8 protein-coding genes are annotated in these 15815 nt (G+C 43.4%); all 8 read right to left on the bottom strand.

Annotated features, from left to right (window positions below; genetic code table 11):
- Window positions 1-7 precede the first annotated feature (7 nt).
- Genes Q4549_RS15390 through Q4549_RS15425 form a run of 8 tightly spaced genes read right to left on the bottom strand, consistent with a single transcriptional unit; the run spans window position 8 to window position 15813 of the window.
- Entirely contained in the window at window positions 8-5182 is a 5175-nt protein-coding gene (locus Q4549_RS15390; protein WP_303553368.1) for a contractile injection system tape measure protein, read from the bottom strand.
- Window positions 5175-7712: a hypothetical protein gene (locus Q4549_RS15395; protein WP_303553367.1), complete on the bottom strand. Its 2538-nt coding sequence runs from the start codon at window positions 7710-7712 to the stop codon at window positions 5175-5177. Before Q4549_RS15395 ends, Q4549_RS15390 begins: the two co-directional genes overlap by 8 nt.
- Window positions 7712-8626, bottom strand: a complete 915-nt coding sequence (locus tag Q4549_RS15400; protein ID WP_303553366.1) for a hypothetical protein — start codon at window positions 8624-8626, stop codon at window positions 7712-7714. Before Q4549_RS15400 ends, Q4549_RS15395 begins: the two co-directional genes overlap by 1 nt.
- Before the next feature lie 8 nt (window positions 8627-8634).
- A complete protein-coding gene (locus tag Q4549_RS15405) occupies window positions 8635-12462 on the bottom strand; it encodes a hypothetical protein (protein ID WP_303553365.1) in 3828 nt (1275 codons plus the stop codon).
- A gap of 5 nt (window positions 12463-12467) precedes the next feature.
- The gene (locus tag Q4549_RS15410; protein ID WP_303553364.1) at window positions 12468-12896 is read right to left on the bottom strand and encodes a GPW/gp25 family protein; all 429 of its coding nucleotides are present in this window, start codon (window positions 12894-12896) and stop codon (window positions 12468-12470) included.
- A gap of 1 nt (window position 12897) precedes the next feature.
- A complete protein-coding gene (locus tag Q4549_RS15415; RefSeq protein ID WP_303553363.1) occupies window positions 12898-13197 on the bottom strand; it encodes a PAAR domain-containing protein in 300 nt (99 codons plus the stop codon).
- Between the two features lie 37 nt (window positions 13198-13234).
- Window positions 13235-15034 (bottom strand): type VI secretion system tip protein VgrG, encoded by a 1800-nt coding sequence (gene vgrG / locus Q4549_RS15420; RefSeq protein WP_303553362.1) that lies wholly within the window; start codon window positions 15032-15034, stop codon window positions 13235-13237.
- Window positions 15034-15813 (bottom strand): peptidoglycan-binding protein, encoded by a 780-nt coding sequence (locus tag Q4549_RS15425; RefSeq protein ID WP_303553361.1) that lies wholly within the window; start codon window positions 15811-15813, stop codon window positions 15034-15036. Before Q4549_RS15425 ends, vgrG begins: the two co-directional genes overlap by 1 nt.
- Between the last annotated feature and the right edge of the window lie 2 nt (window positions 15814-15815).

The following is a 15815-nucleotide window of genomic DNA, read 5'->3' on the forward strand; positions in this document are numbered from 1 at the left end:
CCTTTTGCTAATCACGCCAGTTAACCTGAATAGCAGATTTCATCCATGAGAATTTAACCATGCCATAACCCCAAGGCAGTTTATCCAGCAGCATGTCGTAGGGTTTAACCTCTACCTGTAACTGCCATAATTCCTCTTGTCGAGACAACACCCCGTTGCGTAACAAAAAACTATCGCGCAACCCCATTACGCTGGTTTTACCTAATGCACTCCATTGGCGAACAGCTTCGTTTAATAAACTTTCTAGCAAGGGTTTATGCTCCTCACTGGCTGGAGAGCATACGACAGGAGAAGCAATCTCCATTCCGCAAATGAGTTTATTTAAACTCAAATCAGTATCGCTATAGTCGTCAATACCAAGCAGATGCTGCAGCACATTTACCGCCAATTGCTGGCTAAGCGGACTAACAAATTGTTGCTTTTCCACTAAATGCAAACGCTCAAACAGCATGGGTATAAATGGGGCCAATAACACTAAACCGGCATTGCTTAGCACCGCTTGTTGTATCGGTTCTGGTTCGCTGTTGGCCACAGGCACTAGCGGGTCACTCTGAATGAGGGTGGCATCCACATCGGTAATTTTATCAGTACTCGCGGCAGTCAATTGTTGCTTCACTACCTCATACAATGCTTGTTCAATATCTGCTGTGGTATGGGAAGGGATAACTGGAGCGTTATGATTAGATTGGCAGACATTTTCGGCCAACCGCAAACCTTTGACCAACTCAGCCCGTGAGTCAGATACTCGCAGGTAAGTTTGATGACTTAACTGTGCCAATGCGGCTAAATAACAGGCCATAAATCGCGGCAGAGTAAAGCTAAAACCAGCCACTAAAAAGTACTGACTTAAACAACGCACAGCGACCACATCACTTAAATTTACCGACATCCACCCCAAGTGATTTTGCACAAAAGATAAGCGCTGAATACACGCCATCGCGACATTTACATCACTCGAAGTAATGTCACTTAACAAACTGGGCAGCAACGATAAAGGCATTGCCTGACAAAACAGTTCAAGATGCTCAGCAGACTCTAAAGCTTTGGCAAATTGTTGTTTAAATCCTAGTTGGCTAAGTGCTTGTTGGTATTCCTTGATAAATCGAGAGGGACTACTCTCAAGGGTTTTCAGGAGCGAGCTTATTAACATTGGTTCAGCAGTATCAATTGCCACAATTGGCGTTCTATCAAACTGCTCTAGCATAGACCTAAGCTGATCGGGTACTTTCTCTAAACGATGGATGTCGGTGGCTGAATCACTAGGACAAATATCAAATACAGCCTGTTGTATAGCACCCATTTCTAGATGGCTTAACTCATTCGCCAAACCACGTGCTAACAAATGTTGCTGCTTAGCGGTTGTTAACCCTGCGTTATTTAGTATTGCCAACAAGCCCAACTGAACATTTGGTTTATCTAAGTCTCGAATATGATTTGCAGACCGCACTAAGCGGTGGATCTGTTGATAAGCGAGTATTGGTGAACTCTCGTCGAGCTGCGTAAGAACATCTAAACCTTTAGTCGTTAACGCACCTTGTTGTATTGCTTCGCTAAAAGCTTTGCTAAGTTGTTGCTGGATCTGTAACTGGTGCGGTGACTCACTATGGATTACACAGGCTTTGGGCTTTGTGACTAGCGCTTCATTAATGCCAGCAGCTTTACGCCATGCTTGCTGGCGACTAACCCCACACTGCTGGTATAGGCCTTCAATTACGGCTTGCCAATTACTGTACTTTTTCCAGCTTAAGTTTTGCAGTAACTCGTCCATTAACTGCGGAGTAGAATAAGCACCACTATTAAGGCTAGCCAGTAATTTTTGCCAAGGTAAAGCTGATTCCCCATTGCTAGCCAGTGACGGCAACTTAAGAATGGTTTCAAGCTCATCCTGTGGCCAATACACCCTACTAAGCAACTGAAGTAAGTTTGGAATCGTATAGCGATTTAGTAACTGTTTCCGCCAACGGGCATAGTGGCAATAAGCACCAAAACTTTGTTTTGCTAAAAGATTAAAGCGCCCACTTAAGCGACTTACTAATTCCAACGGTAACGCTGAGTATTGTTGAGTGAATATACCATCGATTAACCCTAACCTTGGCTGTGGCAGTAGAGCACTAACTTGACTGCTTTTAGCCAAATTAATCTGCGGGACCAGCGGATTAATCGGGCCAAGCAAATCGGTACTGCCAACAATGTTTGCTTTAGTCCAACGCGGAACAGAAGGGCTAGCACGCTGATTTTTAATCAGTGTAAGCAACGCAGCGGCATCGCAGCGTGCCGTTGCCCAATGCTTAAGCGCATTAAAATCAGCGGTTAATTGTTCTGGCTTTAACCCCAAACCTGCAGACAGAGCACTTAACATTAAAGCTTGGCATTGCGCCTCACTAGGAACGGACCTAGGTTGGTCATTGAACAATAGATACAACAAAGTGGTTTTACGTAGTTGCTGCAGGTAATTCGCGTTATCCGCAAAAAAACTCAGTTCATCAACCAATGCATTTGCGCTATGGCTAAAACTCGTGAGCTGCACCCCGCCCAAAATAGAGACTAATAAGTCGACCTGAGGGTTGCTTAGCTGACTTGCAAGCTTGAACAATAAACTCCCTTCAGGATTAACACTACTTAGTACAACTTGCAGTTCGGATCGCGCTTGTATACTTAACGCTTTACACCATTGTTCAAGTGATTGGCTTTGTTTTACGGTTAACTCAAATGAAAAACTATCCATTGGCAAAGCACTAAGTGACATCGGAACTTTGTCATCCCGCCGCTCTTTTCCCCAATTGTACAAGCTAGGGCAAATAATTTGGCCAAAAGGTGCAGCAGTATGTCCTAACTGCGCATACACCTGAGCAACAGACAAAGGCAACATTGCGCTAAGCAACTCGATAAAACCATGCCTTAGCGCTAGGAAACTCAAATTACTCTGATTAAGTGACTGATATAACAAATAAACACGGCTGGTAGTTTCAAGAGTATGAGGAGATTTAAGCAAGCTTCCCAAATTAGCCTTAGCACACTGATTTAGCAACGAGCTAAACGCAGCATGATTAAGCTCTGACATACAGCCACCAAACAAGGCTAATACGTCGGTTAATTGATCATAGGTAAGCGCTGCGACAACGCGTTCGCATAGGCGTACATGGTTACTACTTTGTTGAGCGAGTAATGCGAGCAATTCTTGCTGCTGGGCACTTAAACCAACCACTTGCTTCACGATGGTTTGAGCCTTACTCGCGCTGCCCTTATAAGTTAAAACTAGCGACTGCAATACTGGATTGAGCTTGTCATTAAAGCGTTGAACCAATAGCGCATGAGTCGATAAACCTGGACATTGAGCAAAGTTCAACCATTGCAGCTCAGATTTCCCCCCACGTAATAGCCGATTAAGCGCTATCTGTAAGATCGGCGGCTTAGCTCGGCTCAACTCCTGTAAACACCGTTTAATCGTCTCATCAGGTAATCCTGATAATTGAGCTGCATAGCTAAAACATCGAGAAAAAAAGCTATGCGCCAGCCCCACCGGCAACAGCGACAAGCTATAGCCTGCTTGTAAAGCATTGGACAAACGCCAATACAAACGCGCAATTTGTACCTCATTGGCATGATTTAACCAATGCTCTAGTTCAGCTGTTTGGGTGACAGCCCTCTCGCCCAGGAAAGCTTGCTCAAGGTTATCGCTAAGCAAGTTAAATTGAGGAGCAAGCTCAATGTTATTGTTAGGAGTCTGGTAATCACTGGCACTTGGTAATAACCCTTTAGCCTCAATTTTAAGAGTTTGAACAATGCTAAGTAAACGAGGGTCCTTACTGGTCTGTTCGGTGATCTCAGCAAAATCGAGAATCACTTGATGGAGATCTAATTGCTTAGTTTGTGCCTGATGCTGGGCAAGATAACGCAAGTAACTGGTTTGATTATGTAAACTTCCGCGGTCAACTAACTGATAGCTCAAGGTTAACTGCCAAAAATCGCCACGACTTAATCCTTTAACAGCGTCGTTATTGGCCCTACCGTTAACTACTTTACTTGCACTAAGCTTGCCAGCCTCAAGCTTTGGTCTTGCTTGCACCTCACCTCTAACCAATCCCCGCAAACAAGCTTTAACTAAAGCGCTATGCTCGTGATTATGACCCGCGGTTAAACTTAATAACTGCTCATCACTTAAGGCTATAACTAAACAGCTGATCTGCTGAGGCTTAAGTGTTAACTGACTTAAAAAAACCAACAACTGCTCATAAGGCACTTGATAAATATCTTGCCACAACTGGCCCAGCTTGCGGCTGTCTAACCCTGTAAAGGCTTCACTCAATTCTTGAAGCCAATAGTGCAAGCTAAAACTGGCTGCGGGCTGAAATGGTTGGCACAGCGTGACAAAGTTACTCAATTCGCTGGTGTCGCTTGGTAGTGCGCTTAGGTTAGCGTCTAATTGGCTAAAAAGGTGATAAATGGCTGTGAGTTTGCCACTTAAAGCATATGCACTTAAGGCTGCTTGCCAATGTATGGTGAGCTGAAATGGCTGGTAGCGTGATGACTTAAGCAAGCCTTGCCATAACTTTTCTAAGGGAGCATAACGAGAATGACCCAACTTATTTAGCGTAAGGTTCTCATTCAGCAATACCTGCCAATTAGCAGCGCTTAAATTAGCCGCCAATTTAAGCAAAATGGTAATTAACGCCTCGTGAGTTAATTTTTCTAAGCATTGGCTAATGAGTTGCGGATTCGCTGCTACTAAGCTATTCATAGTCTGTTTGGCACTGATTAGTAAGGCTAGCTGATGACTATTTCCCGTGCATACTTGCTGTCCAAACCATACCAAAAGCTCGCTTACGTCAGCGGCTATAGGAGCGGTCTTAACATCTCGCTCAAGATGTTCAAGCTGCAGCTGAGCTTGATTAAATCTCCCTTGCTCAGCTTGAATAAAAGGCGCTAGTGCTTCAGGGAGATTTTGGTTTAACGCGCTAAGTAAGGCTTGCTGGTAATTGTTGCCCTCTACTCGGCCTAAATCCACCTCTAAGCACTCAATACTAATATCTACCTGGCTAAACATCTGCGTTAGCAAACTATCTAGTTGCGGCAACAACTGCTGCTGAATACATTGCTGCATACTGAGTTCCCAAGCTGCAATAGTATGCTCGGAACTAAACTGGGTAGCAAAAACAGCGTGGTGAATAACAGCTTTATTCATGGCTTCCGCCCTGCCAATCGGCGGAGATAAACTCGCTTAAAATACTGATAACGGCAGCTGCACGCTTAGTGGTAGCGTCGGCTTTCGGGCCATCATTTCTATAGGCAAACAGCCAGTGAATATAGGCTTGCTCGAAGCGATACATTTTGCCAATGTCGAGCCATAAAATATGAGGGTATATATGGGCAGGTACTAACTCACGTAATTGTTGTTCCGCATACTCACAAAAATGAAGATCTTGAGTTCGTGCAGTCCAGTTAGGCAGCACTAAAGATATTTGGGCACCAAGCAAACTCTGCTCTAGTTGGCTTAGCTTTTGGGAGCTTAAGCTGCGAGCCAATAGTTCGTGTTCTAAAACATGTAGCCCCTCACTTTGTAAGCTCAGCTGCACAAAATAGCTTCGCAAACACTTGGCGGCTTGTTTCGCGGTGACTAAATCGGCAAAGCTTTCTAATAAGTAATAGTTTTGCCATGTTTTATGATGAAATACTACTGCAAACTGGCTTTGCTCTGACGCTGAGTCTACATGCTGATTAGCCACTTGTTCGAATTGATGGAATTCATCGACCGCTGCACGTTCGTTATCGGTAAACGGTTTAATGTCTTCCCGCCGGCACTCTCCCACCAGAATAGCCTGCTCACCTAACATTAACGCCACTGCGCTCTCTGGGATTTGTAGTCGACCATCTTTTATTAGGGCGCCAAAATAGTGATTAAACTGAGTAAAACTAACCGATTCGCTAGAGTGTTGATTCAAGGGACTAAAGTTCGTTAAATCAACGTTTTCAGATAAGGGGTTACCCAAACAGTAGCTAGCTAACGAAGGGGATTCATCATAAATCCCGCTTTGTTCGCTATTGCCATTAGCAGGCATCAACTCTAGGTGGTTTCTAAACACTCCAAAGCTTAATGACCGAAGACCAAGGTAGTCAAAACCCAATAACAAACTGGCTTTTAATTGCACCCCGCTAATCTGGCCTGCACCTAATGTGGTTGCACATAAATCGGTAGCTTTTAAACGATGTTTATTTACGTTAACGATATGGCGCAGCATTCGACGCTGCATATTTAGGTGGCATAAAGGAGCATCTTGCGCGGTATGGTAATACAGATAATCAAATGCAACGCGCGGCTTGAGCTGCTCACCATACAAAGCTAATAGGTAGTCCAATATACGGCTACGCTGAGCAATGTTAACTCGCCCACTGACCGCTTGCTGTTTTACGAAATCAGTATATTTGTCATCTAGTAAAGGCGCTAGATGGTCTATGTCCCTGAGTAAATCTTTATCAAAGCAGGCAAGGGTTTGCTTAAAGTTATTCGGTGCAAATAGGTATTTAATGTCATTTAGCAGGCTAAGCTTACTCGTTAAAACGTACTCAAATAAGGCTAAATAGCCCTTTAATTGCAAAGCTGTAGCTCGCCCCTTGGTATCTTTAGCAGGAGGAAAACTTTTCACTCCCACACGAAAATTAGCCGGTAACCACTGACTTAAGCTTACGTATTCATTCAATTTTTTGTGACTACAGCTAAATTTTTTAGTCGGTATTTCTTTCTTATCTATGAGCCGGTGCTCACTTTGATATTTGGTTAATCGCTCTTGATAACATAAAGCGAATTCTTCGAAATCAACACTTAACTCTCGACCTTGGTAATGTAAGCTAATGGCTATTTCTTGAGTGGTTTGCGGCAAACGGATACGAACAGTTTCACTAAAACTATGTTGCTCCATGGTGCTACAACGTGACCCTTGCTTGTCGATTAAACTTAATGCGCTACTCGTAAGGACACCGGGAATGTTTTCAACTATTTGGTACAAATCACTTAATGGTACGGTGATGCTACCGTCTTCATTTTGGCTATCGTGCTCCGTTAAATCACCACAACAGCGAAAGTATATTTCAGCTAATAATTCCGCAGGGCCTAATTCACTGATTAATTCAACAACTGCGCTTAACTGATAAAACTGGTTTTCACAGATTTCTATCGCATCTAAGTCTTGATTAAGACAACGATTTTTTGCATACAGCACTTGTATTTGGCTGCGAGTCTGTTCTATTAAGGCTTCGCTAATCTTATTGCTAAGGTCTGGCCGAATACTGATATAGAGGGTTAGCTTAAGGTAGTTTAACGATGAGTCGTTTTTGCTTAAAACCAATACATCTTCAAGGCTATCAATTTCGTTTAGCAACAATTGGCGTAAATCGTTTCCATTATTTGGATGAATTTTGCTTACGGTTGCGTGGTCAAATAAATTGTATTGGTTATAGTCCTGCTCTGCTCCACTGTCATTTAAGTAGCTTTGTGGTGAAAAGCTCGCCCGATAACTGAGATCGCTTAAGGCAAAACAAAGATGTTCAAGTAAGGTTACACCGGGATCATGAACGTTATAGTCAGTCCAGCTGTCACCTGACAACTGCTGAACTAAGACCAAACCTTGCGTATAGAGTTCTTTATAGTCAAGCAGCTCAGTTTGCTGCTCAATAGGCAGTATTTTTTGGCTAGAAGCGACCCCACTACCGTACTCCATTAAGCAGATTCATCCACGGCTTTACGCCGCTTACTGCCAAACATCTTGTTATCTTTCCACAAACTTTTAATGTGATACTGCAATACAACTTGGTGCTCTTGGTCACCTGTTAAGCGCACTAACTCTTGATCACAATTACAAACCGTTTTTGCTTGCAGAACGTACTTTTCGCCGCGGGCCAACCAACGTAGTTTTATTCTTCCTTTATCGAAACGAGTGGCAGTTTGGCTAATACCGCGACGTCCACGATAGAAGTTAGACTGGGGATCCTTTACACCAAATATAACCCGCTGTATCACCCTATATGGAAGAAAGAAAGCAATGGCCACTAAGTTGTCGTACCATTTTCGTGGGTAGTAAGTATTGAGTGCAATGGCATGTACTAATCCATAGATGCCGGTACGCGCCACTCCAACCCCAGCCATCACTTCAAATCCGTTACAGCCTTCTAACTCATCGGTAATATCATGGTATTGACTATCTGCTGGGATCTCGCCCTGGAGACTGCCAATAAGCCCTTTCGCTTGCACAAAACCATTAACATCTAGAGCTTCATTGGGTGAAGGAGTGTTGATACCCAAGCGACCCACCGACTCTGCATTGGTGGCTTGATAGTTAACAAACGCGAGCAGTGGAGTGCTATTATCATAAGCACGCAATGCCATGGTAGAGCTATTACCTAGCTGATAGTTTAAGGTCCAATTAGGTGTAGACTCTGTCGCATTAGTAAAGAATGATAATAGGCCCTTTCCTTCGGATTGAGCCGATATCTCTAAGCCAAAATCCGGCGACTTACTGAATCCCTCATCACGCATGTTTAAGGTCGATTCAATGAAATCGTTAAAATGTGCGGAACTAGGTTTAGCCCCGTTTTGGAAATAGCGACGTAGTGTATTTCTATCTTGTCTTGCCATAGATTTATTTACTCCAGTATTAAACTACCGCCAACATCCAAGTCGTTAATGCCAACAGGGCTAGGCGCTAGCTCTTGATTGGCCTCTACCAAAGTAATTGCATGTTGCTTCTCGGAAAGTGGTAAACACCATGGAAAGTTTGATTGAATAGTGGACCACTGTTGAGCGGCGCTATCGTGTAAACGGTAGTGTAAAGCTGATTGCTGGCTGATATGTATGAGCGACAAACCAGTTACCGAAACTACATAGGGCAAGGTTTGTATATAGGCGCTTAAAACATCATTACTAAGTTGCCAAGAAAATCCCACTACAGGCCGATAATCACGCCAAATATCGAAGTAGTTACAAATATCTTGGTTTAAGCGGCTAATGCCTCGACCATCACACATATCTCTTTGCATGCTTACCGAACAACGCACCTGGACCTTTTCAAAACACGGGTTATGTACACTTAACTGAATACCGGGTGCACAATATTGGATTAAATAGCGTCGGATTTTCTCTAACAAATTGGCACTAATACTCGCTCCATCAACTGACGTAGTGTTAACAGACAAGTGGGGAACGACAATCAACAGTACGTGACCCGGTTGAATTTTTTTGCTAGTAAAACAAGCATGAGGGAAGCACTTAGCCAAATAAATTTCAGGAAATGCTTCTAACACCATTCGCTCATAGTCCCAGGCGTTAACAGGCCGTTGCTTGTGTCGCAAAAACTCAGCACTAGCCTTAATAGTATCGCGCTTACTGTGTTTAGCCTCGGTACGATGACTTAGATGAACGATGTCTAACTGGCTTAACTCGCTAATATTGTTTTTGCTTTTTATCGGCGTGGTTAAATCAGCGTTTAATGGCGCCTGACTATGATGATGCAAACTTATGCAATTAGTCACAATACGCTTTAAAAAAGGAAAACTACTCGCTAATTGCTTGGTGGAGACCCTTAGCCAAAACTGATCTTTGGGCAGCTCAAAAGGGTGCCGAGTCATGCCCTTGGGTAAATCTAAAGTAATCACACCCGCCATTGTTAGGTTGGCGGTATTGTCACACGCAATGCTTTTCTGCTGTAGAGTTTGCCACCCGTCTTTGGCATATGCCTCCCAAGCTATGACACCGGCTAGCTGCTCCCCTACAACTTGGCTATCATCTTGTAAATCAAAAAATAAGCTAACTTGTTTGGGCGCTTGTTTAGCCTCTAAAGCTATGTATAAATATGCTTGTTTATCAAAGCGAGGTAATAAGCTACATGTACCAGCATCGTTAGCGGTAATCATTGGCCAAATCGCTCGGCCTTTAATATGGAATAATTGCTTAGCAGCTACTTTACTACTCTGACGATTATTTAAATTAACTTGCTGATGAGCACGATAAGCTACGGTAACTTTTTCTATTTTGGGTGAGATTGGCGCAGGCGGAATATCTAAATCTTGCTTATTGCGAAATGCACGACTTACATGGTTAGCTAATACCGAGCTATATCGCTGCTGAGCAAAGCCAAATTTGGGGCCACTAAGGCGTAATTGATAATACCCTCCTCGCTGACTTGGAGAAGCACTATAGTCAGATAGGCTGGGGCTCAGTAGTCGATTGCTGATGCCTACTTCGTGTAGAGGTAAATGAACCTTTGAGTACAATACTCCGGTATGTAGATTGTAGGAAAATAGTTCCTGAGTTTCCCCTTCGACCCAGCGATTGTTTATTAACGCTGAGGCTTGTACTTTAAAGCTGCCGTTGTCGATATTTAAACCATAATCGGCATAATGTGAAGCAAACCCGCCAGCTTCACTTGGTAAACCAGCCCATTCAATATTGGCAGAAAAATAACGCGTATCTTTTAACGCTGCCTCAAAACACCCTATAGTTATAAACGACCCCACCAGCGGCAAAGGCCCAAAGGGTAAAAAAGGCTTAGTGGCGTCTATTCGACCGTATTCATTAAAGGCCACGATATCTTCGGCCTGCTCAACCTCGGTAGAAATATCTATGCAACTAAGTTGTAAGTCAGCAAACAAAGACAAACCATATAGTGATTCTAAAGTATTGAGATACGCCTTAAGCACTGGCTTATCACTAATCAACGCACCACTATGTAATTCGTGACTTAAGGGCACAATGGCTGGAGCGGCTGCGCCTAAAGTTATCTCTAAGGTTAGCTGCCCATCACTAATTTGACTGATACACGCTAACTGGCTTAACCAGCCTGTTTCAGCACTTAAATGCACATCAAACAGTTTAAGCATGGTTTTATTTATAAACAGCTCCGACAAAAATATCCCGTAGTCGAAACCTGTTTTAGTCTTCAGCAACTTAAATACTTGCTGCTTATCACTGGCACTAAGCCAGGAACGCTCTACTAGCCAACAGTGGCAAAACAGCTTTCCAGCAGCAGCGACCACATCACTGGCGTCCTCTGCCACTTCTATAATGGCCAACAAAATGGCTTTTTTGAAACCACTAATACTTGGCTCTAAGTTCTGCCAGAACTTAAAAAACTGACTACTAATAAGTGAATTAACAGGCACCGAAATATGCAAATTAAGGATATCCAAAGCTTTGGACACCGCTTTGAACCAGCCATCATTTGTTGTTGATTCTGAACCCTCAAGATATGCTTGAAACCTCATATCATGGAGTAAGGTATCGCGTAGGCTAAAACGTATCTCGATGCTGCGTTCTCCACTTTGCAATAGCAAATCATTGCTGGCAATCGCAAAGCCAATGGCAAGTTCCTCAGCTTTCTCGTGGCTAACATCTGGTCGCTGGCAACCAAAAAGCGGAATACTGAGTCCACCCTCACTAACCTTTAATCGAGTTTGCTTTATCGCACTATAAAAACCTAGTTGGCATTCTGGTGAAATATAGGGGTCATATTGCAGACAAAAACTTTTTACTGCCGAGACTTCAACCTTCGCTAAGGAACACGGCCCATTTAAGCGAAAAGTTTGAGTAGCGCTATCATTAAGTAGTTCAAATTGAGCATCGTTGGCAAAAGAGTAATCTTGAACATTATCTTTAAGTTTACAATGCACTACTATTCTATGTTGTTGTGGTCTACTCAAATCAAGATTGAGTAAATCAAAATAGTAATGATCGCGGTGTTTCGCTCCATAACGGTTTAGCAGCGTTTGTAACTGCTCGCTAATGTGTAAAAATGCGATAAACAGTGCCAGCGCGGGGTCGTGTCCAGACTGTTCAATTGCACTGCTCATTTGTGGCGACATTTTATTGCGAATAAGACTTACATTGGCAATGCAACGTCGACGAATGTGCTTTAACAGTTGGGGTAAGTTAAGCCGAGCATAACTTTTAGAACTGAGCTCATGCTGATTTGGCTGCAGCCAAACCTTATCTAGATCCGCTAGCTTAGAGCTCACAGTGTGTTGTTTGCTTACCCTAAGCTCAGCCGCGACGAGCAGCAAATGATGATACTCTATAGCCAACGACTGACATACCAAATAGCGGATTTCGGCTAAGATCGTGACAGCCAAAGGATGGCGACTTCCAGCTAAACGTTGTATCCAATGATTAATGCTGAGCATAACGTCACAAATAAAATTGGCACTTACATTAATATCGCTTTGGTCATCGCTTCCGCTTGGAAAATACAAGCTTATCTCGGCTAACACCGAGAACACATCGTGAGTAAAAAGTGCCTGCCAACTGCGACGCTTTTTAAGGTCGTCACTCACTAAGTGCAACACTGCAGCAAATTTTCCACTAGCTTGTAAGGTGTCAGCAAAGCTATGGTTATCAAGTAGAGCATAATCATCTTCTAGTGCTGCTGGATAGCGTTGACTTTGAATGCTAGGTAACTGTCGATGTTGCTTAAGCGCCATAAGGATTAACCTCCCGACGCAGATACATCGGTGGCTTCCTTAAAATAAAACGGATAGACCAAGTTAGTACGTGTATTGGTTTGGCTAATAATGTAACTCAGTACAATATCTATTTTCCCCTGGTAGTAATCGTCGATTCCAACATCGACACGCTCTAGTATGATTCTTGGTTCAAAATGTAATACAGCACGCTTGACCATATCTTGAATCGCACTAACGGTTGTTACACTTAAATTCCTAAAAACAAATTGGTGTAAAGCGCAGCCAAAATTAGGATGCATTAACCGCTCCCCAGGTTTAGTACTTAACAAAATATGCAAACTTTGGCTTATGTCTTCATCACTAACGACTAATTGTGCCGCACCATTACGTAACGCAAACGAAGGTGGAAACGACCAACCTTGACCAAGAAAATTGGTATCACTATTTGCCATGCTAACCTCCAATAATCACGGTAGGGCACCCCAATACAATCGATCCACCATGGGCGGTGGTATCACCCATTCTCGCTGCAGGCATCCCCGATATCATTACCGTAGCCGAACCTTTAACGATGCTATCAGGGGGGCCTACACACAAGCACGAATCACCAACTATTGCTGCCGGTAACTTGCCAATTAATACCGTAGCAACACAAGGGCCAAGTACCGGCCCTCCCACATGAGGAATAGGCGGTAAACCCGGAGTCTGCATTGGACAGGTATGCATGTCGGTTAATCGTGCAGCTGGAGGCATAGTGTTCCCTTCATAAATAGTTTATTAGCCATGACCGCTAATTAATCATAACCATGGCGCCTTTGACCGTAGTTTGTCCTGATGCCGATAACTCGGCACTTGCCTCGCCTTTTGCAGCGAAACCAACATTGGCTGAAGCTTGTACATTTAAGCCGCTAATGGTGGCATCCTGGGTTGCCGCAATAGCCACTTTCCCATCGGCGGTAAGAGAAATATCACCGCTAGCTTTTAGGTTGAGGTCTTTTGGCGAGGTAAGCGAAATGCCGCTGTCGTTGGTTTTAATTTCGTTATTATTTTGATCGGTTAAGGTAATACTTTCATCATCGTCGCTAAATACCAGTTGATTACCCGCAGGCGTTTTAATCGTGATTATTTTCTTATCGTCATCAAATTCAACGGTATGTCCGCTTTTAGTGACCAACGCTTTATACTTGTTTTCTTCATTGTCATTAACATCATAGGCGGGAGCTTGTTTACTGCTGTAAACACTGCCAATTATCACCGGGCAAGAGGGGTCGTTATTGAGAAAACCTAAAATGACTTCGTCATCGATTTCTGGAATGAAAAAACTACCGAAGCCGCTAGAAGCATAAAATTGAATAAGTCGCGCCCATACACCTTGATCTTCGGCGCCATTAATTGGAACCGAGACTTGAATACGATTCTCCTGATTGGGGTCTTCATCAAGCTTGAGTACCTTGCCTACCGTTAACCCTTGAATAGCCGGTAACAAAGACTGGGCAGAGTGCGCCTCGCTATGTTGTTGCTCAGCAAACCAATGCGCCGCCAAGCCAAATTCAGCCGTAGTTTGCCAATCGCCACGACGAATGTCGTGACACAGCGCACTGATAAATACCTCGCCATCAAAGCGCTCACCAACGCTAGCAATTTCAATAAAATCTCCCACTACAGCTTTGGCACAACCACGATAACTTACCGTGCCGCAGGTTTTGGCCAAGGCGCTTTTTACTTGCTGCGCTTTAGCCCACGCCGCCATTGCGCCATCAGGCTGCTGAGCGACAGTTTGCATTCTATAACTGCTTAAACTCAATACCCCGGCTAAATCACTGGCCGACAAATTGTCGGTAGCGGTAACCGTTTGCGGTTCGGCGGTATCGTTAACCACGGCTTGCGTGGTTTGATCCCAACTATTAGCAGACACATTCTTAAATAGGTAACGGGCGTCAATATCAGCATCAAATTGATTAATATCTTTCCCTAGGGTTAGCGTTAATTTAGCGCTTTCACTGGTACTTGGATCTATCACAGAGATTTCGTTGTTAAGGTTTTTAATCAGCAAACCGTTGCTTTCTGCTCGTGTCACCATAAAATCCCAATCACTGCAGTTGTATTGTACTAATTCACTGTAAGTCACCGTGGTACTGGCAATACTCCCACTGGTAAGCGGGCTATGTTTGCCGATTAACGAGCTAAAAATGTCAGAATCTTTTTTGCTAATGTAATTAGCCGAATTACGCCCTACCGTCATGGTCACAGCTTGGTCGATACACTCTACAATAAGCAGTTGGCTAGATTCATCCACTCGTAAGCCATGGCTAGTGACAATACCTTCAAACAAGCTATAACTTGTTTGCTCGTCATAATTGGCGCTTACACTGATGCTAACTCCCGGCTTAAATTCATCGCTGTTACTGATTGGAGATGTCTGTTCGGCAAGACTGCCATCTTCTATTTCGATAGTGCAACGAGACAAGCGATTAACTTGTTGATGAATCACAACTGAGCGCACGGTGCCACGACAAGTAATAGCATTCCCTTCGGATTTAATCGTGAAATCTACAACGCCGTCACTATTGTCTAAAGGGGAATCAGCCATTACTTCTCCAAGGGCGGAAATAATAATTGCATGCCAGGCTCGATATCGGCGACATGTGCGAGGTTATTGGCTTGCGCTACGGCGTGACAGTACTGCTGGTTTTTGTAAATTTTTTGGCACAACAAAGGTAAAGTATCCCCTGCCTTTACCAAAATTAGGTGGGATAAATCTGGTGAAGAGGTTTTCTTTTTCGACTCCATTTCCTGGGTTGATTTACACTCAACAAAGGAGAGGTTAAATTTTGTCCGTAATGGCGTTCCATCAGGGTGAAACAACACGTGTTCGTAATCTAGTGACGTTAAACGACCAAAAAATATCTCTTTTCCCCACTCGATTGCTACACGATTAGGTTCGTGTTTATCCCCTTGGTAGCAATATAGCCCTTCCAGTAACTCAGCAATTTTATCAAAGATTTGAAAATCCGAGTCTTGGGCTTCTGAACCAGTAACATCAAGCACAAAGGAAAAATCTACGTTTTCTGGATTAAACCCCTCATACTCTGATTCAGTGCCAATTCGCCCTATAGTTTTATTATTTTTGTAATTTATCCCCAGCTTCTTTTTAAATGTTTGAGGATTGGTTTGCACAGTGAAAAAAGGTTCTCCAGAGGCTTTGTCCAATTTTCCATCACTTAAGTTAACCACGCTAAATGACAGTCGGGCTTTCTCTCCACTCACTATATCACTCAAGGATTTAGGCTTTTTCGTCGCTTCAATTCGCATTAACGCTTGATTAAGTTGTTGGGTGGCTTTCAATCTAATCGATTCATAATCTTCCATAA

The organism is Agarivorans sp. 2_MG-2023 (assembly GCF_030548085.1).
GTDB lineage: Bacteria > Pseudomonadota > Gammaproteobacteria > Enterobacterales > Celerinatantimonadaceae > Agarivorans.

What these genes read in the sequence shown, in the direction of transcription:
- Q4549_RS15390 (WP_303553368.1), bottom strand. Translation starts at nt 5,182, where the DNA reads ATGAATAAAGCTGTTATTCACCACGCTGTTTTTGCTACCCAGTTTAGT.
- Q4549_RS15395 (WP_303553367.1), bottom strand. Translation starts at nt 7,712, where the DNA reads ATGGAGTACGGTAGTGGGGTCGCTTCTAGCCAAAAAATACTGCCTATT.
- Q4549_RS15400 (WP_303553366.1), bottom strand. Translation starts at nt 8,626, where the DNA reads ATGGCAAGACAAGATAGAAATACACTACGTCGCTATTTCCAAAACGGG.
- Q4549_RS15405 (WP_303553365.1), bottom strand. Translation starts at nt 12,462, where the DNA reads ATGGCGCTTAAGCAACATCGACAGTTACCTAGCATTCAAAGTCAACGC.
- Q4549_RS15410 (WP_303553364.1), bottom strand. Translation starts at nt 12,896, where the DNA reads ATGGCAAATAGTGATACCAATTTTCTTGGTCAAGGTTGGTCGTTTCCA.
- Q4549_RS15415 (WP_303553363.1), bottom strand. Translation starts at nt 13,197, where the DNA reads ATGCCTCCAGCTGCACGATTAACCGACATGCATACCTGTCCAATGCAG.
- vgrG (WP_303553362.1), bottom strand. Translation starts at nt 15,034, where the DNA reads ATGGCTGATTCCCCTTTAGACAATAGTGACGGCGTTGTAGATTTCACG.
- Q4549_RS15425 (WP_303553361.1), bottom strand. Translation starts at nt 15,813, where the DNA reads ATGGAAGATTATGAATCGATTAGATTGAAAGCCACCCAACAACTTAAT.